At 69.9% G+C, this 21,004-nt stretch carries 19 protein-coding genes and 1 tRNA gene; 10 read left to right on the top strand and 10 right to left on the bottom strand.

Annotation, left to right across the window (positions count from 1 at the left end):
• Positions 1 to 7: 7 nt before the first annotated feature.
• On the bottom strand, positions 8 to 535 hold the full coding sequence (locus ACLZOT_RS28970; protein WP_416972051.1) for a DUF4245 domain-containing protein: 528 nt from the start codon (positions 533 to 535) through the stop codon (positions 8 to 10).
• Between the two features lie 131 nt (positions 536 to 666).
• Here ACLZOT_RS28970 and glpX point away from each other — a divergent pair, with 131 nt between their 5' ends.
• The gene (glpX, locus tag ACLZOT_RS28965) at positions 667 to 1,701 is read left to right on the top strand and encodes a class II fructose-bisphosphatase (protein WP_416972050.1); all 1,035 of its coding nucleotides are present in this window, start codon (positions 667 to 669) and stop codon (positions 1,699 to 1,701) included.
• Between the two features lie 60 nt (positions 1,702 to 1,761).
• On the opposite strand, the gene ACLZOT_RS28960 is transcribed toward glpX, so the two are convergent.
• Both ACLZOT_RS28960 and ACLZOT_RS28955 read right to left on the bottom strand, forming a co-directional pair.
• Positions 1,762 to 2,136, bottom strand: a complete 375-nt coding sequence (locus ACLZOT_RS28960) for a WhiB family transcriptional regulator (protein ID WP_416972049.1) — start codon at positions 2,134 to 2,136, stop codon at positions 1,762 to 1,764.
• Positions 2,137 to 2,264: 128 nt separating this feature from the next.
• Complete coding sequence (locus ACLZOT_RS28955) at positions 2,265 to 2,948, bottom strand: DUF1707 SHOCT-like domain-containing protein (RefSeq protein WP_416972048.1); 684 nt, start codon at positions 2,946 to 2,948, stop codon at positions 2,265 to 2,267.
• A gap of 166 nt (positions 2,949 to 3,114) precedes the next feature.
• Between ACLZOT_RS28955 and ACLZOT_RS28950 the strand changes: the two genes are divergently transcribed.
• Positions 3,115 to 4,788 (top strand): fumarate hydratase, encoded by a 1,674-nt coding sequence (locus ACLZOT_RS28950; protein WP_416972047.1) that lies wholly within the window; start codon positions 3,115 to 3,117, stop codon positions 4,786 to 4,788.
• Positions 4,789 to 4,894: 106 nt separating this feature from the next.
• On the opposite strand, the gene ACLZOT_RS28945 is transcribed toward ACLZOT_RS28950, so the two are convergent.
• Together ACLZOT_RS28945 and ACLZOT_RS28940 are read right to left on the bottom strand one after the other, a co-directional pair.
• A tRNA-Leu gene (locus ACLZOT_RS28945) sits at positions 4,895 to 4,969 on the bottom strand.
• 221 nt (positions 4,970 to 5,190) lie between these two features.
• Positions 5,191 to 5,802: a LuxR C-terminal-related transcriptional regulator gene (locus ACLZOT_RS28940; protein WP_416972046.1), complete on the bottom strand. Its 612-nt coding sequence runs from the start codon at positions 5,800 to 5,802 to the stop codon at positions 5,191 to 5,193.
• 180 nt (positions 5,803 to 5,982) lie between these two features.
• On the opposite strand from ACLZOT_RS28940, the gene ACLZOT_RS28935 reads away from it, so the two are divergent.
• From ACLZOT_RS28935 to ACLZOT_RS28925, 3 genes are all read left to right on the top strand, one after another.
• The gene (locus ACLZOT_RS28935) at positions 5,983 to 7,368 is read left to right on the top strand and encodes a class II fumarate hydratase (RefSeq protein WP_416972045.1); all 1,386 of its coding nucleotides are present in this window, start codon (positions 5,983 to 5,985) and stop codon (positions 7,366 to 7,368) included.
• 82 nt (positions 7,369 to 7,450) lie between these two features.
• Positions 7,451 to 8,170 (top strand): DUF402 domain-containing protein, encoded by a 720-nt coding sequence (locus ACLZOT_RS28930; protein ID WP_416972044.1) that lies wholly within the window; start codon positions 7,451 to 7,453, stop codon positions 8,168 to 8,170.
• Positions 8,171 to 8,469: 299 nt separating this feature from the next.
• Positions 8,470 to 10,494: a SpoIIE family protein phosphatase gene (locus tag ACLZOT_RS28925; RefSeq protein WP_416972043.1), complete on the top strand. Its 2,025-nt coding sequence runs from the start codon at positions 8,470 to 8,472 to the stop codon at positions 10,492 to 10,494.
• Between the two features lie 122 nt (positions 10,495 to 10,616).
• Here the strand turns inward: ACLZOT_RS28925 and ACLZOT_RS28920 are convergent, their stop codons facing one another.
• On the bottom strand, positions 10,617 to 13,046 hold the full coding sequence (locus ACLZOT_RS28920; protein WP_416972042.1) for a transglycosylase domain-containing protein: 2,430 nt from the start codon (positions 13,044 to 13,046) through the stop codon (positions 10,617 to 10,619).
• Positions 13,047 to 13,293: 247 nt separating this feature from the next.
• Here ACLZOT_RS28920 and ACLZOT_RS28915 point away from each other — a divergent pair, with 247 nt between their 5' ends.
• The 4 genes from ACLZOT_RS28915 (at position 13,294) to ACLZOT_RS28900 (ending at position 15,603) form a co-directional block, all read left to right on the top strand.
• Entirely contained in the window at positions 13,294 to 14,202 is a 909-nt protein-coding gene (locus ACLZOT_RS28915; RefSeq protein WP_416972041.1) for an SPFH domain-containing protein, read from the top strand.
• Complete coding sequence (locus ACLZOT_RS28910; RefSeq protein WP_416972040.1) at positions 14,199 to 14,438, top strand: hypothetical protein; 240 nt, start codon at positions 14,199 to 14,201, stop codon at positions 14,436 to 14,438. The genes ACLZOT_RS28915 and ACLZOT_RS28910 overlap by 4 nt, the downstream gene beginning before the upstream one ends.
• A 77-nt stretch (positions 14,439 to 14,515) precedes the next feature.
• Positions 14,516 to 15,346 (top strand): helix-turn-helix domain-containing protein, encoded by an 831-nt coding sequence (locus tag ACLZOT_RS28905; protein WP_416972039.1) that lies wholly within the window; start codon positions 14,516 to 14,518, stop codon positions 15,344 to 15,346.
• The gene (locus ACLZOT_RS28900) at positions 15,343 to 15,603 is read left to right on the top strand and encodes a DUF397 domain-containing protein (protein ID WP_416972038.1); all 261 of its coding nucleotides are present in this window, start codon (positions 15,343 to 15,345) and stop codon (positions 15,601 to 15,603) included. The genes ACLZOT_RS28905 and ACLZOT_RS28900 overlap by 4 nt, the downstream gene beginning before the upstream one ends.
• A 50-nt stretch (positions 15,604 to 15,653) precedes the next feature.
• On the opposite strand, the gene ACLZOT_RS28895 is transcribed toward ACLZOT_RS28900, so the two are convergent.
• Both ACLZOT_RS28895 and ACLZOT_RS28890 read right to left on the bottom strand, forming a co-directional pair.
• Positions 15,654 to 16,187: an alkyl hydroperoxide reductase gene (locus ACLZOT_RS28895; RefSeq protein ID WP_416972037.1), complete on the bottom strand. Its 534-nt coding sequence runs from the start codon at positions 16,185 to 16,187 to the stop codon at positions 15,654 to 15,656.
• 2 nt (positions 16,188 to 16,189) lie between these two features.
• Complete coding sequence (locus ACLZOT_RS28890; RefSeq protein ID WP_416972036.1) at positions 16,190 to 16,744, bottom strand: peroxiredoxin; 555 nt, start codon at positions 16,742 to 16,744, stop codon at positions 16,190 to 16,192.
• A 105-nt stretch (positions 16,745 to 16,849) separates the two neighbouring features.
• Here ACLZOT_RS28890 and ACLZOT_RS28885 point away from each other — a divergent pair, with 105 nt between their 5' ends.
• Complete coding sequence (locus ACLZOT_RS28885) at positions 16,850 to 17,800, top strand: hydrogen peroxide-inducible genes activator (RefSeq protein WP_416972035.1); 951 nt, start codon at positions 16,850 to 16,852, stop codon at positions 17,798 to 17,800.
• 139 nt (positions 17,801 to 17,939) lie between these two features.
• On the opposite strand, the gene ACLZOT_RS28880 is transcribed toward ACLZOT_RS28885, so the two are convergent.
• Together ACLZOT_RS28880 and ACLZOT_RS28875 are read right to left on the bottom strand one after the other, a co-directional pair.
• Positions 17,940 to 20,297: an FtsX-like permease family protein gene (locus tag ACLZOT_RS28880; RefSeq protein WP_416972034.1), complete on the bottom strand. Its 2,358-nt coding sequence runs from the start codon at positions 20,295 to 20,297 to the stop codon at positions 17,940 to 17,942.
• Positions 20,294 to 20,983, bottom strand: coding sequence for an ABC transporter ATP-binding protein (locus ACLZOT_RS28875; RefSeq protein WP_416972033.1), 690 nt, complete (start codon positions 20,981 to 20,983; stop codon positions 20,294 to 20,296). Before ACLZOT_RS28875 ends, ACLZOT_RS28880 begins: the two co-directional genes overlap by 4 nt.
• Positions 20,984 to 21,004 lie beyond the last annotated feature (21 nt).

The following is a 21,004-nucleotide window of genomic DNA, read 5'->3' as shown; positions in this document are numbered from 1 at the left end:
ACAGCGGTCAGGCGGTCTTCAGCGCCCGCGCCATCTCCGCGAGGCGGTCGAAGGAGGCCGTGCCGGCGACGACCGTGGTGGAGCCGTCGGCGCCGGTCAGGACGAGCGCGTCGTAGCGGCCGCCGGTCCAGCGGGTCCACTTGGCGCCGTCGATCTCGTCGGTGACCTCGGTCGCCGTGGCGCCCTGGCTCGCGTCGTCCACGAACTTGTCGCGCTTGTCCGACGCGGACTGCTCGACCTGGACGTACTGCCCGTCGGGCGCGCGGAAGCCGAGGTGCCAGGCGTCGGAGTCCGCGCCGTCGAACCGGACGGACGTCGCCTTCCAGGTCTCCGGCAGCCCCACGGGCGCGGAGACGGGGTACGACGCGGCGCGGCGGGCCGTCGCCAGCTCCACCGTGTAGTCGACCCGCTTGAGGTCGGGCTCCCCGTCGTCGTGCGGGATGAAGAAGTAGATGACGAATGCCGCCGCCACGATGAGCCCCAGGGAGAGGATCATGTCCCGGGCCGACTTCTGCTTGCCGTTCGAACCTGCCACGCCCCCTATCGTCGCAGGTGCCCCGCGCGCTCATCCGTGGGGTCCCCTGCTCATTTTTTCGTACTGGAGTTAGAGTCAGGAGTCAGAACCTCGCCCCGGCCGTCGCAGTATCGGTCAGAAAGGTGCGCCCCGTGTCCGAGCACCATCACTTGCCGTCCGAACTCGATGTCCCCTCCGAGGCCCCCGACCGCAACCTCGCCCTCGAACTCGTCCGGGTCACCGAGGCCGCCGCGATGGCCGCGGGCCGCTGGGTCGGGCGGGGCGACAAGAACGGCGCCGACGGGGCCGCCGTACGCGCGATGCGCACGCTCGTCTCGACCGTCTCGATGAACGGCGTCGTCGTCATCGGGGAGGGCGAGAAGGACGAGGCTCCGATGCTGTTCAACGGCGAGCGGGTCGGCGACGGGACGGGGCCCGAGGTCGACATCGCCGTCGACCCCATCGACGGGACGACCCTCACCGCCAAGGGCATGCCGAACGCGATCGCCGTCCTCGCGGCGACCGAGCGGGGCGCGATGTTCGACCCGTCGGCCGTCTTCTACATGGACAAGCTCGTCACCGGCCCGGAGGCCGCCGAGTTCGTCGACATCAACGCGCCCGTCGAGGTCAACATCCGGCGCGTCGCCAAGGCCAAGCGGGCCACCCCCGAGGACGTCACCGTCGTCATCCTCGACCGCCCCCGGCACGCGGGCATCATCGACGAGGTCCGCCGGGCGGGCGCCCGCATCAAGCTGATCTCCGACGGCGACGTCGCCGGCTCCATCCTCGCCCTGCGCGAGGGCACCGGCATCGACCTCCTCCTCGGCGTCGGCGGCACCCCCGAGGGCATCATCTCCGCCTGCGCCGTCAAGTGCCTCGGCGGTGTCATCCAGGGCAAGCTGTGGCCCAAGGACGAGGAGGAGCGCCAACGCGCCCTCGACGCCGGCCACGACCTCGACCGCGTCCTCACCACCGAGGACCTCGTCCAGGGCGAGAACGTCTTCTTCGTCGCCACCGGCATCACGGACGGCGAACTCCTGCGCGGCGTCCGCTACCGCTCCGAGACCGCCACCACCGACTCGATCGTCATGCGCTCGAAGTCGGGGACCGTGCGGCGGATCGACTCCGAACACCGGCTGCGGAAGCTGCGGGCGTACAGCGCGGTGGATTTCGACCGGGCGAAGTGACGTAGGACCACCGATGAGGGCGTTCCCCCCGGGAACGCCCTCTCCTGTGAGCGGGTTTCCTCAACCCGCCTGCGCGACCCTGCTGTTGTCCGCCGCCCGTGCCGCCTTCTTGAGCTCCAGCTCCCTGCGGCGCCGGCGCGCGAGGACGACGCGGCGCTCGGCCGCCGTCAGGCCGCCCCAGACGCCGTACGGCTCCGGCTGGAGCAGCGCGTGTTCGCGGCACTGCACCATGACCGGACAGCGGGCGCAGACGCGCTTGGCGGCCTCCTCGCGGGAGAGGCGGGCCGCGGTGGGTTCCTTGGAGGGGGCGAAGAACAGCCCGGCCTCGTCGCGACGGCACACCGCCTCCGTATGCCAAGGGGCGTCTTGGTCCCGCACGGGCACCCGCTGGGCCGGAACGGCAGCTACCAGGGACGAATGCGGCGGTTGCAGCACGGTCTACTCCTGACGACGGCTTCGCGAGCGAGAGACGATTGCGAGAGGCGATGCAGCAAGCCCTACCCGCTGTACGCGCACCTATGCACTGAGTTCCGAACCGCGGGTTTCACACCCCTTCCCTGCCCTCAACGGTCCAGGTGCTTGTGCAAACCGCGGTCCACTTTGCGCTGAACCCGATCGAGAATGTCCGCGACGAGCCGCCCGCGCCGGGGTCTTCCCTCCACGCTGCCGAGCACCGCCCAGCCGTCCAGGTACACCACCGGGGCGTCCGGATCGCCCGAGTCCAGGGTGTCGACCTCGAAGCTGCCGAGGATGCCGCCGCCGTTGCCCCGCAGCGAGATGTTCTCCGGGACGCGGACCTCGACGCTGCCGAACACGGCGTACGCCTTGACGACGACCTGCTGGTACTCGAACAGGGCCTCGCTCAGATCGATCTCGACGCTGCCGAAGACCGCGTACGCGTGGATACGGCGCCCCGCGCGCCAGCGCCCGCGCCGGGTGGCGCTGCTGAAGACGGCGACGATGTTGTCGTCCGGGTCGGCGGGCAGCGCGCCGCCCGCCGGGCGGGGCGGGGCGGTCGTCCGGGGCGGGTGCGCGGCCGGGAGGTCCTGGACGAACACCTCCAGCTCGCCGACCGTCTTCGCGGCGAGGACGCCCTCGACGCGCTCGGCGTGCTCGTCGGCCGTGAGGCGGCCCTCGGCCAGGGCGTCGCGCAGGATGTCGGCGACGCGGTCGCGGTCGGCGTCCGAGGCGCGCAGGTCGGTGGGGGCCGGGGCGGGCTGTGGCGGGGTGTGCTTCTGAAGGTCCACGACAGCAGGGTAGCGAAACACGATAGATCGCGACACCCCTCCGGGATTTTCATTATCATCGAACTAAGCCTTGCCTCACCGGGGCGTTGTCAGCGGCAGGTTCTAGGCTGGACAGCGCTTGCCAATGGCGGCCGGCCGCAGACCATCAAGTGAGGAATGGGCGTCGATGCCTGAGTTCGCGTACACCGATCTGCTCCCCCTGGGAGAGGACACCACGCCCTACCGGCTGGTGACCTCCGAAGGCGTCTCCACCGTCGAGGGGCCGGACGGGCGGACGTTCCTCCAGGTCGAGCCCGAGGCGCTGCGCAAGCTCGCCGAGGAGGCCATCCACGACATCCAGCACTACCTGCGCCCCGCGCACCTCGCGCAGCTGCGCCGGATCGTCGACGACCCCGAGGCGTCCTCCAACGACAAGTTCGTCGCTCTCGACCTCCTGAAGAACGCGAACATCGCGGCCGCGGGTGTCCTGCCCATGTGCCAGGACACCGGCACGGCGATCGTCATGGGCAAGCGCGGACAGAACGTCCTCACGCGCGGGGGCGACGAGGAGGCCCTCAGCCGCGGCATCTACGACGCGTACCTGAACCTCAACCTGCGCTACTCCCAGATGGCCCCCATCACCATGTGGGAGGAGAAGAACACCGGCTCCAACCTGCCTGCGCAGATCGAGCTGTACGCCACCGACGGCGGCGCCTACAAGTTCCTCTTCATGGCCAAGGGCGGCGGCTCCGCCAACAAGTCCTTCCTCTACCAGGAGACCAAGGCCGTCCTGAACGAGGCCTCCATGATGAAGTTCCTGGAGCAGAAGATCCGTTCGCTCGGTACGGCCGCCTGCCCGCCGTACCACCTCGCGATCGTCGTCGGCGGCACGTCCGCGGAGTACGCCCTCAAGACCGCGAAGTACGCCTCCGCGCACTACCTCGACGAGGCCCCCGCCGAGGGCTCCGCGCTCGGGCACGGCTTCCGGGACAAGGAGCTGGAGGAGAAGGTCTTCGAGCTCACCCAGAAGATCGGCATCGGCGCCCAGTTCGGCGGCAAGTACTTCTGCCACGACGTCCGCGTCATCCGCCTCCCGCGCCACGGCGCCTCCTGCCCCGTCGCCATCGCCGTCTCCTGCTCCGCCGACCGGCAGGCCGTCGCGAAGATCACCGCCGAGGGCGTGTTCCTGGAGCAGCTGGAGACCGACCCCGCGCGCTTCCTGCCCGACACGACCGACGAGCACCTCTCCGCCGACGAGGACGACGTCGTCCGCATCGACCTCAACCAGCCGATGGACGACATCCTCGCCGAGCTGACCAAGTACCCGGTGAAGACGCGTCTCTCCCTGTCGGGCCCCCTGGTCGTCGCCCGCGACATCGCCCACGCGAAGATCAAGGAACGGCTCGACGCGGGCGAGGACATGCCCCAGTACCTCAAGGACCACCCGGTCTACTACGCGGGCCCCGCGAAGACCCCCGAGGGCTACGCCTCCGGCTCCTTCGGCCCCACCACCGCCGGGCGCATGGACTCCTACGTCGAGCAGTTCCAGGCCGCCGGCGGCTCCAAGGTCATGCTCGCCAAGGGCAACCGCTCCCAGCAGGTCACCGCCGCCTGCGACACCCACGGCGGCTTCTACCTCGGCTCCATCGGCGGCCCCGCCGCCCGCCTCGCCCAGGACTGCATCAAGAAGGTCGAGGTCGTCGAGTACGAGGAACTCGGCATGGAGGCGGTCTGGAAGATCGAGGTCGAGGATTTCCCGGCATTCGTCGTCGTCGACGACAAGGGCAACGACTTCTTCCAGGACCCGGCACCCGCACCCACGTTCACGACGATTCCGGTACGGGGGCCCGGGCTGGGCTGAGCCACCCGACAAGCAGCGTTGACAGAGCCCTCGGCGTCCGCCGGGGGCTCTGCTGTCATCCGGGAGCACAGGACGGATCTCAGGCAAGCAGAGGAGTTCCTGAAGGGGCGGGGCGGCCGGATTCGAACCGGCGTCCTCCGAGATGTTGTCGCGGCGCACTACCTCTGTGCTACGACCCCGCCTCGGGGAGAGGGTACGGGACCGGTGGGGGTGGGGCGCGGGAATAACGGGCCGTCGGGGGGTGGCAGTTGGGGTATATGCCTCTGTTTTGAGTGTGGGTGCGGTTTTGATACTGGGGGCTCATCCCCCTACGACGTGACGGAGAACAACGCGAACCGCTCGGCCGTGGCGGTCGGTGTGAAGACGGCCCAGCACGAGTTCCGCCTCTGCGGCTGACCGGCGTCAGCGGCCGGCCTCTCCCGGTTCGACGTGTCCCAGCCAGCACAGCACCGCCTCCGCCCGGGAGTGGACGCCGAGCTTGCCGTAGATGCGGCTGACGTAGTCGCGGACGGTCTTGTGCGTGAGCACCATCCGCCGGGCGATCTCCCGGACCCCGAGGCCGACGGCGAGCTGGTCCATGACCTGGCGCTCGCGCGGGGAGAGCCGGGAGCGCCGGTCGGCAGGCCCCCGCGCGCGGGACGCGGCGATCTCGGGCGCGAGGACGCTGGCCCCGCGCGCGGTGCACAGCAGGGCTTCGGTGAGCGGGATGCCGTCCCGGTGCTCCAGGAGGTAGCCGCGGGCGCCGTGACGGAGGGCGAGGTGTACGTCGTCCCAGTCGAGCCGGTCCGCGAGGACGAGGGCGGGCGGGAGGGCGCCGGGCACGCTGTCGGCGTACCTCTTGAGGACTACGGCCATGCCGGTGCCGTAGAAGAGGACGACGTCGTCGTGGGGGCGGAGTTCGCCGGGTGAGCGCAGGACGCGTACGCCGCCTCGGGGCAGCCGGCCGGGGAGGGTGCCGTCGTGGCTGACCAGGGCGACGGTCAGGGCGGCCGGCGTGGGGGGACGGGTGGGCACGGTTGCTCCAAGCACAGAATCTCTTGAAGTTTGTAACATGCGGACCGGCGTTCTGGCGTTGTTCCATGTCACACCGGTACGAGGCAACCCATCCCGTGCGTTCCACGTCCAGACCACCCGGATCGGGTGAACTTCCGCCGCTTCAGGAACAAGCGAGCGACTCCGTTCGCTGTACGGGACATGAGCGACTACCGCATCGAGCACGACTCCATGGGCGAGGTAAAGGTCCCGGCGCACGCGAAGTGGCGGGCCCAGACGCAGCGGGCCGTGGAGAACTTCCCGGTGTCCGGGCAGCGGATCGAGCGCGCGCACATCGAGGCGCTGGCGCGGATCAAGGGCGCGGCGGCGAAGGTGAACGCCGACCTGAAGGTGCTGGACGCGGACATCGCGCGGGCGATCGAGGAGGCGGCCGAGGAGGTCGCCGGGGGGATGTGGGACGAGCACTTCCCGGTGGACGTGTTCCAGACGGGCTCGGGGACGTCGTCCAACATGAACGCGAACGAGGTGATCGCGACGCTGGCGACGGAGCGCCTGGGCAGGAACGTGCACCCCAACGACCATGTGAACGCCTCCCAGTCGTCGAACGACGTCTTCCCCTCGTCGATCCACATCGCGGCGACGGCGGCGGTCACCCACGACCTGATCCCGGCTCTGGAGCACCTCGCCGCGTCCCTCACGCGCAAGTCCGAGGAGTTCGCGGACGTCGTCAAGTCGGGGCGCACGCACCTGATGGACGCGACCCCCGTCACGCTGGGACAGGAGTTCGGGGGGTACGCCGCACAGGTGACGTACGGCGTCGAGCGGCTGCGCGCCTCGCTCCCCCGCCTCGCCGAACTCCCCCTCGGCGGCACGGCGGTGGGCACCGGCATCAACACCCCGCCCGGCTTCTCCGCGGCGGTGATCGCGGAGGTGGCCCGTGCGACGGGCCTGCCCCTCACGGAGGCCCGCGACCACTTCGAGGCGCAGGGCGCGCGGGACGGCATCGTCGAGACCAGCGGTCAGCTCAGGACGATCGCGGTCGGTCTCACGAAGATCGCCAACGACCTGCGCTGGATGGCGTCGGGCCCGCGCACGGGCCTCGCGGAGATCTCGCTGCCGGACCTCCAGCCCGGCTCGTCGATCATGCCGGGCAAGGTCAACCCGGTGATCCCGGAAGCGGTGTTGATGGTCGCGGCGCAGGTCACGGGCAACGACGCGACGGTCGCGGCGGCGGGCGCGGCCGGCAACTTCGAGCTGAACGTGATGCTCCCGGTGATCGCGAAGAACGTCCTGGAGTCGATCCGCCTGCTGGCGAACGTCTCGCGCCTGCTCGCGGACCGCACGGTCGACGGCGTCGTCGCGCACCGCGAACGCGCCCGCGAGTACGCCGAGTCGTCCCCGTCGGTGGTGACCCCGCTGAACAAGTACATCGGGTACGAGGAGGCCGCGAAGGTCGCCAAGAAGGCCCTCGCGGACCGCAAGACGATCCGGCAGGTCGTCGTCGAGGGCGGGTACGTCGAGCGGGGCGATCTGACGGTCGAGCAGCTCGACGAGGCGCTGGATGTCCTGCGGATGACACACCCGTAACCAGCGGGGACGCAGATTTAAGATCACGAGAACCATGACGGAAGCCACAGCGCTGATTGGCCAGGGCACCTAATATCTGGTCATGGCAGACGAGGGAGCGGTGAGCGGCGTGAACGGTACGGCGACGGACGGCTCCCCGCCCACGACCGACGCGCCCGCCCGCTGGGCGCCGGGCACCCCCGTCCTGTGGCGCTACCGCGCGAACGGCGGGCCGGGTTTCCACATCGCCCGCCCCGTCACCGTCGTCCGCGACGACGCCGACCTCCTCGCCGTCTGGCTCGCGCCCGGCACGGAGTGCGTGAAGCCGGGCCTCGCGGACGGCACCCCGGTGCACCAGGAGCCGCTGGAGACGCGGTACACGAAGCCCCGTACCGTCCAGCGGGGCCGCTGGTTCGGGACCGGGGTGCTGAAGCTCGCGCGGCCCGGCGACCCGTGGTCGGTGTGGTTGTTCTGGGAACCGGGTTGGCAGTTCAAGAACTGGTACGTCAATCTGGAGGAGCCGCTGGCCCGTTGGGCGGGCGGGGTGGACTCCGAGGATCACTTCCTGGACATCTGCGTACATCCGGACCGGAGTTGGGATTGGCTCGATGAGGACGAGTTCGCGCAGGCACAGCGGGTCGGCCTGATGGACGCCGGGGCGGCGGCGCGCACCCGCGCCGCGGGGCTGGCCGCGGTGGAGGTGATCCGCGCCTGGGGAGCGCCGTACCGGGACGGCTGGGAGAACTGGCGCCCGGATCCGACCTGGACCGTTCCCGTTCTTCCGCAGGACTGGGACCGTACCCCCGTGCATGCTTCACCATGAGACCCTTGATGCGCCCCGGGACGGCAACCGTAGGATCGTCGTCCGGAAGGGCAGTGCGGCAGTAACTCCCGGAGCAGACACCAGGTCTGACCGAACGTCACCGAGGGGCGGCAGGACGTGAGCGAGGGGTACGAGGGCAACACCGGTACGGGCGGCGGCCAGTCGTCCCCCGGGGAGTCGGAAACAGCCTCCGGTCGCGCCGGTTTCCCGTTCCGTGGAGACGTATTCCGGGTATCGGATTTTCTGCGGGACCGACTGCGCGTACGGCGCGCAGCCCCGGACGGACGGATTCGACACGCGTGACGGAGCACCCGACCTCCTTCGAACGCCCTCAGGGCGCCGACCCCGCGGATCCCCGCGGGGCGCTCCTGCGTTCCCCGGTGCACTCGCCGGGCACCGCGGCACTGGAGACACCGCCGTACGACACGGGCGGTGACGACAAGAGCGATCCGGGCAAGGAGCCCGAGCACTCGCAGCCGGTGGCCGCCGAGCCCGACGCGCACCGCCCCCGCCCCGCGCCGGAGTCGATCCCCGCGCAGCCGGGCGGCGAGGTGCCGCAGGAGCGGCGCCAGGGCTCGTCGCTGCCGCCGGGCCAGCCGACGCCGATGCGGCGCGACGGCGACCGCCTCAGGTTCGTCGGAGCGGCCACCCGGCGCATCGCGCGCGGCATCGACCTCGACGAGATCGTGATGGGCCTGTGCCGGGCGACCGTGCCGACGTTCTCCGACGCGATCCTCGTCTACCTGCGCGACCCGCTGCCGGTCGGCGACGAACGCCCCACCGGGCCCCTGGTGCTGCGCCTGCGCCGCACCGACCGCATCCCCGAGGAGCGGGACTCGGAGGCCGGGTTCATCATCCCGGCGCCGCTGCCCGAACCGCCGGAGATCTCCGAACTGTCGTCCGCCATCGCCGAGTTGTGCGAGGTACGGCAGGGCGGGGCGCTCGCGGAGGTGCTGCGCGGGGTGAGGCCGGTGTTCGCGGACGCGCCCGCCGCGCGCGCCGCGCTGCCGGAACTGCTCGGCGAGGACAGCCAGTTGGTCGTCCCCGGCGGGCAGCGCGCGATCCTCGCCCCGCTGCGCGGCCGGCGCCGGGTGATCGGCGCGGCCGTCTTCATCCGCCGCGCCGACCGCTTCCCCTTCGAGTCGGACGACCTCCTGGTGGCCGCCCAACTCGCCACGCACAGCGCGCTCGGCATCGACAAGGCGGTCCTGTACGGCCGCGAGGCGTACATCGCCGACGAGTTGCAGCGCACGATGCTCCCCGAGCACCTCCCGCGCCCGACCGGCGTGCGCCTCGCCTCCCGCTACCTCCCCGCCGCCGAGACCGCCCGCGTCGGCGGCGACTGGTACGACGCGATCCCGCTGCCCGGCAGCCGCGTCGCCCTCGTCGTCGGCGACGTCATGGGCCACTCGATGACGTCCGCCGCGATCATGGGCCAACTCCGTACGACGGCCCAGACGTTGGCCGGGCTCGACCTGCCGCCCCAGGAGGTCCTGCACCACCTCGACGAGCAGGCCCAGCGGCTCGGCCAGGACCGCATGGCGACGTGCCTGTACGCGGTGTACGACCCGGTCTCGCACCGCATCACCGTCGCCAACGCCGGCCATCCCCCGCCGGTGCTGCTGCACCTCGGCGGGCGGGCCGAGGTCCTCAAGGTGCCGCCGAACGCGCCCATCGGAGTCGGGGGAGTCGACTTCGAGGCCGTCGAACTCGACGCGCCGGCCGGCGGGACGCTGCTCCTGTACACCGACGGGCTCGTGGAGTCCCGGCTCCGTGATGTCTGGACCGGCATAGAAGCCCTGCGCGAGAAGCTCGCCGCCACCGCGCAGTTGACCGGCCCTGACCATCCGCCGCCGCTCGAAGCGCTGTGCGACGAGGTGCTCGACATGCTCGGTCCCGGCGACCGGGACGACGACATCGCGCTGCTCGCCGCGCGGTTCGACGGGATCGCGCCCAGTGATGTCGCGTACTGGTTCCTGGAGCCGGAGGACGCGGCGCCGGGCCGTGCGCGGCGGCTTGCTCGGAGGGCCTTGGCGCGCTGGGGACTTGAGGAACTCAGCGATTCCGTCGAGCTGTTGGTGAGTGAGGTTGTCACCAACGCGGTGCGGTACGCCTCCCGGCCGGTGACGCTGCGGTTGCTTCGGACCGACGTCCTGCGCTGTGAAGTCGGGGACGATGTGCCGCAGTTGCCTCGGCTCAGGCAGGCTCGGGCGACCGATGAGGGTGGGCGGGGGTTGTACCTCGTGAACAAGCTGGCGCGGCGGTGGGGTGCGACGAGGCTCAGCACCGGCAAGGTTGTTTGGTTCGAGCTGAATCGCAGTTGAGTTTCGGCTTTCCGCCTGGTGGGGGCTGGTCGCGCCCACGCGGCGGTAGCCGCAAATTGACACAGCCCCGCGCCCCTGGCGGCAGAAAGGCGCCCGGTACTTTCCAGTACCGGGCGCCTTTTCTATTGGTCTCCGCCCGGATTGAACGGGTTCCCCCCGCCTGTCCCCAGCGTGTCCCCACCCGTCGGTGTCGGTGACGGGGATCTCGTCGGGGTCGGCGTCGGAGTGGGGGTCGGTGTCGGGGTCGGCGTCGGCGTCGGGGTCGGCGACGGGGAGTTGCTCGGGGACGGGGACGGCGACGAGGACTTCGACGGCGACGGCGACGGGCTCGGCGACGGAGTGGCCGTGATCGTCGGCTGGACCGCCGCGCCCTGCGTCGTCTCCAGCTCGAACTTGGAGACCTTCGAGGAGACCCCGAACGTGTAGTCGGCCCAGATCTGCGCCGGGTAACCACCACCGTTGATACGGCCCTTGCCGGGGATCAGCCCGGTCGCGCCGGTCAGCGTCACCTGCGGGTGCGGCGGCTTCGCGGACTCGCCGAAGAGGCCGACGGACGTCACCAGGTCCGGCGTATAGGCCGTGAACCAGGCCGACTTGTTGTCGTCGGACGTACCCGTCTTGCCCGCGACCTTCTGCCCGTTGCGGTTGGGGTTGTCGCGCACGGACGTCTTCGCCGTACCGTCGTCGACGACACCGGTCAGGACGGACGTGACCGTGTCGGCGGCCTCGCGGGTGATGACCTGGTCGCCGATCGGGTCCGGCTTGATGGTCATCGTGGAGGACTCGGCCTCCTCGATGATCGCCGGGGTGACCTTCTTGCCGTGGTTGTCGAGGGTGGCGTAGACGCCCGCCATCTGGAGCGGGCTCGCGCCCATCGTGCCGAGGGTCTGCGCAGGGACGGCCTTGAGGTCGGTGGTGTCCATGCCGAGCGCCTTGGCGGTCTCCATCACCTTGTCCATGCCGACGTCCACGCCGAGCTGGGCGAAGACCGAGTTGATGGACTTGTTCATCGCCGTCTGGACGGTGACCTGGCCGTAGTCCTGGTCGTCCTCGTTCTCCGGCGCGAACCCGATCGCGCTGCCGACGACGGGGCGCTTGCTGGTGCCGTCGTACATCGAGTTGACGTTGATCGTGTCGCCGTCCTGGGTCTTCGCGTCGTGCGCGAGGGCGGCGGCGAGGATGACGGGCTTGAAGGTGGACGCCGGCTGGTAGTCGGTGCGGGTCGCGTTGTTGATGTAGTGCTCCAGGTAGTCCGTGCCGCCGTACATCGCGACGACCTTGCCGGTCTTCGGATCGACGGATACGGCGCCGGCCTGGACGTCGCCGTCCACGGAGCGTTTCTTCTTGTCGAGCTTGCTGGTGAGCTGCTCCTTGACGGACGCTTCGAGGGCCGCCTGCTTCTTCTTGTCGATGTTGAGGGTGATGGTCCAGCCGCCCCGGTCGACGAGGGCGTCGGCGTCGGACCTGGTGGCGGCGCGGCCGGTGGCGACGAGCTGCCGGGAGAGTTCCCTCTTCGCCGCGTCGACGAGGTAGCCGACCTGGCCCTTGTTGCCGGCGGCCGGCTTGGGCTCCAGCGGGACCGGGAACTTCATGGCCTCGCGCTTGCCCTTGTCCAGCCACTTCTGGCCGACCATGTTGTCGAGGACGTAGTTCCAGCGGGCCTGGACGAGCTTCTTGCCGGTGTCGGAGGCGACGGCCCAGTCGTACTGGCTGGGGGCCTGGAGGAGCGCGGCGAGGTAGGCGCCCTGCTCGACGGTGAGGCGGTCGGCGTCGACCCGGTAGTACGCCTGGGCGGCGGCCTGGATGCCGTACGCGCCACGGCCGTAATAGCTGGTGTTGATGTACCCGGCCAGGATGTAGTCCTTGGACTTCTGGCGGTCGAGCTTCAGGGAGATGACGATCTCCTGGAGCTTGCGGGTGACCGTCTGTTCCTGGGTGAGGTAGTAGTTCTTGACGTACTGCTGGGTGATGGTCGAGCCACCCTGCGCGCCGCGCCCGGCGACGGTGTTGAGGATGCCTCGGGCGGTGCCCTTCAGGTCGATGCCGGAGTCCTGGTAGAAGGACTTGTTCTCGGCGGCGACGAAGGTGCGCTGGACGTCCTTGGGGATCTTGGCGAGGGAGACGTTCTCGCGGTTGAGGTCGCCGTCGCGGGCGAGGACCGTGCCGTCGCTGTAGCGGATGACGTTGCTCTGCTTGAGCGCGTCGGCGTTCCCGACCGGGATGTCGATCATCATGTACGCGGCGATGAAGGCGCCGATGCCGAGGAGGCACACCCCGAGGAACGTCCCCAGGATCTTCTTCCAGGTGAACATCCTGCGCAGGAAGCTGCGGCCGTCCTTGCCGCCCGCCGCCTTGCCCTTTTTCTTACCGCTTTTTTGTGCCGCGCGGCGCGCTGCCGCCCGGCCGCCGGGTATCGGCTCCGAGGCGCTGGGCGCTGCCTGCGGAGGGCCCGCCTCCTCCGGTACGGACACCGGCTCCCGCTCCGAGCGTTCCCTGGGCGCCGCGCGGCGGCCACCGCGCTGTCGCGCACGTCTGTCGTCCGCTCGTCCCATGAGTCCGCTCGCTCCGCTTCCGTCTCGGCAGGTCAGCTCAGAAAACTAACATCGCTCTCTATGACAAACGTCCGCCGATGCGGACTCTTACGGGCGTGATACTGCCCACCCGGGCACAACAGCCCCCGGGGTCACACCCGTTCCTCCCCAACGTTTTCGACGCTTCCGAACGCCCAAGGGTTGCCGCGAGCCGAAAAAGTGATATCACTTAGCTAGACCAACGCTAGTGACTTCGGGGGGACAACCCATGACCGAACAGCCCATGACGGACAATCCGGTACGAGAATTCCCGGCGCACAGCGTCGGCGGCGGGCTCGCCCTGTCGCTCGGACTCCTCGGGATGTTCGGCGGCATCGGTACGGCGATCTCGGCGGCGGCCGTCACGGCCGTCGCCGTCAAGGCCGTCCTCATCACGGGCGGCATCCTCGTCGCCGTGGCCGCGCTCTTCACGCTCTGCGGGCTGAACATGATCGCGCCGGGCGAGGCGCGGGTCGTCCAGCTCTTCGGCCGCTACCGGGGGACCCTGCGGGACGACGGGCTGCGCTGGGTCAACCCCTTCTCCTCCCGCGCGAAGATCTCGACGCGCGTCCGCAACCACGAGACGCCCGTCCTGAAGGTCAACGACGCGTACGGCAACCCCATCGAGCTGGCCGCCGTCGTCGTGTGGCGCGTCGAGGACACCGCGCAGGCGAGCTTCGAGGTCGACAACTACCTGGAGTTCGTCTCCACCCAGACCGAGGCAGCGGTCCGCCACATCGCCATCGAGTACCCCTACGACGCCCACGACGAGGGCGGCCTCTCCCTGCGCGGCAACGCCGAGGAGATCACCGAGAAGCTCGCCGCGGAGCTGCGCGAGCGCGTCGACACCGCCGGCGTCCAGATCATCGAGTCGCGCTTCACGCATCTCGCGTACGCTCCTGAGATCGCCTCCGCGATGCTTCAGCGGCAGCAGGCGGGCGCGGTCGTCGCGGCGCGTCGCCAGATCGTGGACGGCGCGGTGGGCATGGTCGAAGCGGCCCTCGCCCGCATCACCGAGCAGGACATCGTGGAACTCGACAACGAGCGCAAGGCGGCGATGGTGTCCAACCTGATGGTGGTCCTCTGCGGGGACCGCGCGCCTCAGCCCGTCCTCAACACCGGGACCCTTTACCAGTGACCTCCACCCCCTCCCCCGGCGAACGCCGGCCGCAGCGCAAGCAGGTGCTGTTGCGGCTGGACCCCGCCGTCTACGACGCGCTGGCCCGGTGGGCCGGCGACGAGCTGCGCTCCGCGAACGCGCAGATCGAGTTCCTGTTGAGGAAGGCGTTGCAGGAGGCGGGGAGGTTGCCGGGGGGTACGGGGCCGCTGCCGCGGAGGGGGAGACCGCCGGGGGGTTCCGGTTCCTCTTTGTAGCCGTTTCGCTACGGGGAGCACTTGCCGTGTCCTACAGTCAGGCGCAGAGCAACTGACCAAAGGGGGCACGCAAGTTGGTGAACCGTAAGGAGCTGAACCCGGAAGCCTCGCCGCAAGCGAAGTTCGGTGCGGAGTTGCGCCGGGTGCGGGAGGAACAGGGGCTGGTACAGGAGGAGATCGCCGAGGCAGCGAAGTACTCGGCGTCGCACATCTCGGCGGTGGAGACCGCCCGTAAGAAGCCGACTCTGCCGTTCGCGCAGAGTATGGATGTGGTGCTCCGCACAGGGGACTTCTTCGAGAAGGAGTGGCGGAAGATCACGTACGGGTCGCTGCTGCAAGGGTTCCCGGAGTACGTCGGCAATGAGGCTCGGGCCACGGAGGTCCGGCTTTACAACATCGGGATCATTCCTGGACTGTTGCAGACGCCTGAGTACGCGCGGGTGTTGGCGAACAGTGCCTTCGAGCGGGGAGAGATCACCGAGCAACAGGCCGACGACCGGGTCTCGTTCCTGTTGGATCGCCAGCAGAAGCTGCTCCAGCGCCTCCGTCCGCCGATGATGTTCGTGGTGATGGACGAGAGTTGCATCCTTCGGCCCGTCGGGGGCCCCGAGGTCATGGGTGCACAGCTCGACAGCCTGATCGAGTTCGCGGCCAGTCCCCGGACGATGCTTCAGATCGCGCCGTTCGCGATGGGGGAGCGCCGCTCGTTGAATCTGCCGGTGAACCTGATCACGATGGCGGACCGGACGATGCTCTACTACGCCGAGTCCCAAGCTCAGGGGAACTTTGCCCGCGAAACCCCCGCTGTGGCTGGCGCGTTGACGGCCTACCATCAACTACAGGCTGAAGCGCTGTCCCAGGCAGAGTCCGTGGCCATGATCAGACAGGTTCGAAAGGGCACCCCGTGACTACCGTTCATTCCCTCCGTTGGGTCAAGTCTTCGCACAGCGACAACGGCGGCAACTGCGTCGAGGTCGCGCTCTGGGTCAAGTCCTCGTACAGCGACAACGGCGGCGACTGCGTCGAGGTCGCCCTCGGCGTCGCCGCTCGCGGCCTCGTGCCCGTCCGCGACTCCAAGGCCCCGGAGGGCCCCGTACTCGGCTTCTCCTCCCCCGCGTTCGCATCCTTCACCGCCGGCGTGAAAGACGGTCAGTTCACCGCCTGACCCCGAACGCACCACGGCGGCCCCGCACCGCAGGGCCGCCGTACGCGCATTCACTCCCCGAGGATCTCCTCCGCCTCCAGCGTCACCCCGACCGCCTGGATCACCGAGGCGATCTTGAACGCCTCCTGGACCACCTCGCGGCCAACTCCCGCCTTCCGCAACACCTGTTCGTGCGAGTCCAGACACGCCCCGCACGCGTTGATCGCCGACACCGCGAACGACCACAGCTCGAAGTCGACCTTCTCGACGCCGGGGTTGCCGATGATGTTCATCCGCAGGCCCGCACGGAGGTTGCCGTACTCGTGGTCGGAGAGCAGGTGCCGCGTGCGGTAGAAGACGTTGTTCATCGCCATGACCGCAGCTGCTGACTTGGCCGCGCGATACGCCTCCGGCGACAACATCTCCCGTGCGTCCGGGGCGAGTTCACGCAGGACGATCGGTGAGCGGGAGGCGATGGCCGTAGCCAGAACCGTGCCCCACAACTGCTGCGGCGTGAGTTCGGAGTTGGTGATGATCGAACTCAGGTTGAGGCGGAGGTCCTTGGCGTAGTCGGGTATGCGGGACTTCAGCGCGTCGACGCTCAACTTCACTCACCCGCCAGCAGCTTGGCCGGGTCGAGGGTCGCCTCGCCCTTGGTCCAGTTGCAGGGGCACAGCTCGTCGGTCTGGAGGGCGTCCAGCACGCGGAGCACCTCCTTGGGGTTACGGCCGACGGAGCCGGCGGTGACCATCGTGAACTGGATCTCCTTGTTGGGGTCCACGATGAAGACCGCGCGCTGGGCGAACCCGTCCTCACCCTCGATACCGAGGTCGCGCATCAACTCGTGCTTGGAGTCCGCCAGCATCGGGAACGGCAGGTCGCGCAGGTCGTCGTGGTCCTTGCGCCAGGCGTGGTGGACGAACTCGGAGTCCCCGGAGAAGCCCAGGACTTGGGCGTCACGGTCGGCGAACTCGTCGTTCAGCCTGCCGAACGCGGCGATCTCGGTGGGGCACACGAAGGTGAAGTCCTTCGGCCACGCGAAGACGACCAGCCACTTTCCCTCGTACGACTTGTGGTGGATCGTCTCGAACTCCCTCCCCTTCTCCAGCGAGACACAGGCGGTCAGTTCGAACTCGGGGAACTTGTCACCGACAGTGAGCACGAGCGCTCCTTGAATCAAGGGGTTCGGACGAGGCAGATGCTTGCACAAGGTGCATTAATTACGGAAATAGATACACTCGGGAGTGTTGATCGGAGGTGGTTATCAGTGACCGTGGGTAACGTCGGGGCCAGAAGGCGCCAGCCCAGTCTGGCCCAGTTGCGCGCGTTCGCCGCAGTCGCCGAACACCTGCACTTCCGGGACGCCGCCGCCGCGATCGGCATGAGCCAGCCCGCGTTGTCCGGGGCGGTGGCCGCGCTGGAGGAGGCCCTCGACGTGACGCTCCTGGAGCGGACGACGCGCAAGGTGCTGCTCTCCCCGGCAGGGGAACGCATCGCCGTCCGCGCGCGGTCGGTGCTCGCGGAGGTCGGCTCGCTGCTTGAGGAGGCGGAGGCGGTCCGCGCTCCGTTCACGGGGGCGCTGCGCCTCGGGGTCATCCCGACGGTCGCGCCGTACCTGCTGCCGACGGTCATCGAGCTGGTGCACGGCCGCTACCCGGCGCTCGACCTCCAGGTCCACGAGGAGCAGACGACGAGCCTCCTGGACGGCCTCACGACGGGCCGCCTGGACCTCCTGCTCCTCGCTGTCCCCCTGGGCGTCCCGGGCGTCGTCGAACTCCCCCTGTTCGACGAGGACTTCGTCCTGGTGACCCCGCTGGGCCACCCGCTCGGCGGCCAACAGGACGTCCCCCGCGAGAAGTTGCGGGAGGTGAATCTCCTGCTCCTCGACGAGGGCCACTGCTTGCGGGACCAGGCCCTCGACATCTGCCGCGAGGTCGGCCGGGGCGACACCCCGGTCACGACGACGGCCGCCGGCCTCTTCACCCTCGTCCAACTCGTCGCGGGCGGCCTCGGCTGCACGCTGCTGCCGAGTACGGCCGTCACCGTCGAGACCGCGCGCAATCCGCACCTGCGCGTCTCGACGTTCTCAACTCCCGCGCCCGCCCGCCGGATCGCCCTGGTGACGCGGACCGGGGCGGCGCGGGCGGGCGAGTACCGCGAACTGGCGGCGGCCCTGCGGGAGTCGCTGCGGCCGCTGCCCGTCCGAACCGTGAACTGAGCGTCCGTAAAAGGGAATCGGGCGAGCAGGCCCCCACGGCCCGCTCGCCCGAGGGCGGCCCTGATTCCCCACGCCGCCCTGTACCGGTTCCCCCTCGTCCCGCCCAAGGTGCCGACGGGGAACCGGAGTTGCTACTCAGTCACTCCGTACGCAGCCCGTCCGGCCGCAGCAGCTTCAGCAGCGGCGGCAGGCTCAGCAGCGTCACCGCGAAGACGACCCCCGCCGCGATCCCGGTCATCGTCAGGACGCCGGACCAGTCGATGCGGATCTGCGTACCGGTCATGGCCAGCAGGATCGAGCCCAGGGCGATACCGATGCCCGTCGCGAGGACCAGGCCGAGGGCGATCGGGACCGTCGTCTGCCACAGGACGGACAGGGACAGCGTCCGGCGCCGGGTGCCGAAGGCGACCAGCGAGGAGAGCAACTTCCGCCGCTCCCGCAGCTGTTCGAGCTGCGAGACGAGGAGGCTCGCGCCGATCAGGCCGAGGACACAGGTCGCGCCGACCAGCAGCCCGGTGCGGATCTTGGCGTACTCGTCCGAGGTCCGCGTCTCGTGCCACATCATCGGCTCGTACGTCGGGCTGAGCACCGCCGCCGTGTTGCGGGCGTACTCGACCGCGTCGGGCAGGGACTTGTCGAGGGTGACGAAGACGCTGCCGTACGCGGTCTTCTCGATGTTCTCGGGCATCGCCTTCGGCGTCATCAGCAGGCCGAAACGGCGGTCTCCCGTGGGGTCGTCGACCGCGCGGGCGGACTTGATGCCGGCCGGGACGGTCCACGGCGCCAGGCCGGGGCGGTCCTGGTCCTTGCTGAAGTAGACGGTGGAGCCGGGCTTGAGGAGGCCCACGTCCAGGCCGTCGCTGTAATCCTCGCCCACCACCGTGTCCCTGGGCATCCGGAAGACGTCACCGTCCTGGCAGGAGGGCAGCTTGGCGACCTCCTGGAGGCTCGCGCAGTCCCCGAGCGTGACCCGGACGTAACGCCCGCTGCCGTCCTCGGACTTGAAGTACGTCTGGTCGCCCATGTAGGTCGAGGCGAGGCCGACGGCCTTCTCCACGCCCCGCGTCTTGTCGAGCGCGGTCTTGTACGCGGTGAGCCGGTCGTAGGAGGGGACCTGCACCTCCATGGCCGCGCGCGTGGTGTCCTGCCCGGTGTCCTTGGTGTAGTACCCGCCGATTCCGGCGAACAGCATCTGGAGCGCGATGGCCCCGGCCACCGCGACCGCGACCCCGTTCACCATCCGGGCGGCCGTACCGCTGCTCAACTGGAGCCGTCGGACGGCCAGTTGCCAGGCGACCCCGCCGGAGCCGAGCCGCGAGACGGTCATCTCCACGAGCCACGGCAGCAGCGCGGTCACGCCGACGAGCAGCAGGATCACACCGGCGACGACGAGGTACTCGTTGAACGTGCCCCGGTCGCGGCCCTGCCCGATCATCGGGTACAGCGCCCCGGCCCCGGCGATCGGCAGCAGCAGCCGCCACCACAGCCGGCGCCGCGAGGGGCGGGCCGTACGGACGACGCCCAGCGGTTCGATGACGACGCCGCGCAGCGTGAGCAGGGTGACCCCGACGGCCGCCGCCGGTACCGCGACGATCACCAGGAGCGCGAGGAGCGGCGAGGGGTTGAGGTCGCCGGACTGCACGCTGATCTCTCTCAGCTCGACCTGGCCCGCGAGTTGACGGCCCGTCACGAAGAACACGGCGCCGAACACGAGCCCGAGGAGCGCCCCCGCGAGCGCCTCGCCGGCCGCGATCCGCCGTGTCATCAGCGCGTCCGACCCCACCAGCCGCAGCGCCGCGAGCCGCTTGTCCCGGCGCTCCCCGCCGATCCGTACGGCCGCCGAGACGAACACGCCGACCGGCATCAGCAGTACGACGATCACGATGACGGTGAGCAGCACGAGGATCGGGTCGGGCGCCTGGGACTGCTTCGTCCGGTTGTCCCCGAAGTGGTCCAGCCGCATCACCCGGCCCTCGCTGGTCTTCGCCTTCAGGTCCTTGACGGTCGCGTAGTACGACAACTCCTGTGAGTTGACGATGCCTTGGTTCCCGATCGTCCCGACGACCTCGTACGGCAGCCGCTCCTTCAGCAGCTTCCCCGAGTCGGAGGCGAGGAGTTCCTTCAGCTTCGGCGAGACGATCATGCCGCCCGCCTTCGCGTACTCCTTCACGCCGGGCGCCAGCACCGCGTGCGGTCCCTCCGGCTCGACCAGCCGGCCGCGTACGGACTCCTCGCGGAACGTCGAGTCGGCGCGGGCGACCAGGACCGTGCGGTCCGACTTCTTCGGCTCGGTGTCGGCGTTGTACGTCCAGTCCGAGCGGGCGTCCTCCCGCGCGTCCCGTGCGCTCAGCGCGCTCGGCACGGCCGCCGTGAGCAGCAGCAGCGCGACTCCGAGGCCCACGCCGACGGCCGTCAGCAGCGCCCTCGACCAGCCCTCGCGGCCCCCGGCGAACGCGAACCGCATCCCCATGCCGAGGTCCCGGGTCCAGCTCCTCATACGACGCGCTCCATGTCCCGGGACTTGCCGTCGCGGACCACGATCTCGCGGTCCGAGTAGGCGGCGACGCGGGCCTCGTGGGTGACCAGGACGACCGCCGCGCCCGTCGTGCGGGCCGCCTCCGTCAGCAGCTCCATCACGCGCTCGCCGTTCAGGGAGTCCAGCGCGCCGGTCGGCTCGTCGGCGAACAGGACGCGCGGGCTGGTCACCAACGCCCTTGCCACCGCGACGCGTTGGCCCTGGCCGCCGGAGATCTCGCCGGGGCGCTTGCGGGACAGGTCGTCGACCTCAAGGCGCTCCATCCAGCCCAGGGCCGTCTTCTCGGCGGCCTTGCGGGGCGTGCCGTTCAGCCTGAGCGGCAGGGCGACGTTCTCGACGCAGGTCAGCTCCGGCACCAGCTGGCCGAACTGGAACACGAACCCGAACTCCGAGCGGCGCAGGGCGCTGCGGCGGGCGTCGTTCATCGTCGCCATCTCCTGGCCGTCGTACAGGATCGAGCCCGAGTCGGGCGTCACGATCCCCGCGAGGCAGTGCAGCAGCGTGGACTTCCCCGATCCCGAGGGCCCCATCACGGCGACGACCTCGCCGGGGTGGATGGAGAACTCGGCGCCGTCGAGCGCCATGGTGGGGCCGTACGCCTTGCGGAGGTCCTCCGCGGCGAGGAGGGAGCCGGCGGGTGCGGTCACGGGGCCACCGTCCTTGTGAAG

This window comes from Streptomyces sp. 4F14, from assembly GCF_048159485.1.
Taxonomy (GTDB): Bacteria; Actinomycetota; Actinomycetes; order Streptomycetales; family Streptomycetaceae; genus Streptomyces.
The sequence above is the reverse complement of the archived record's forward strand: the minus strand, read 5'-3'. Positions and strand labels throughout refer to the sequence as shown.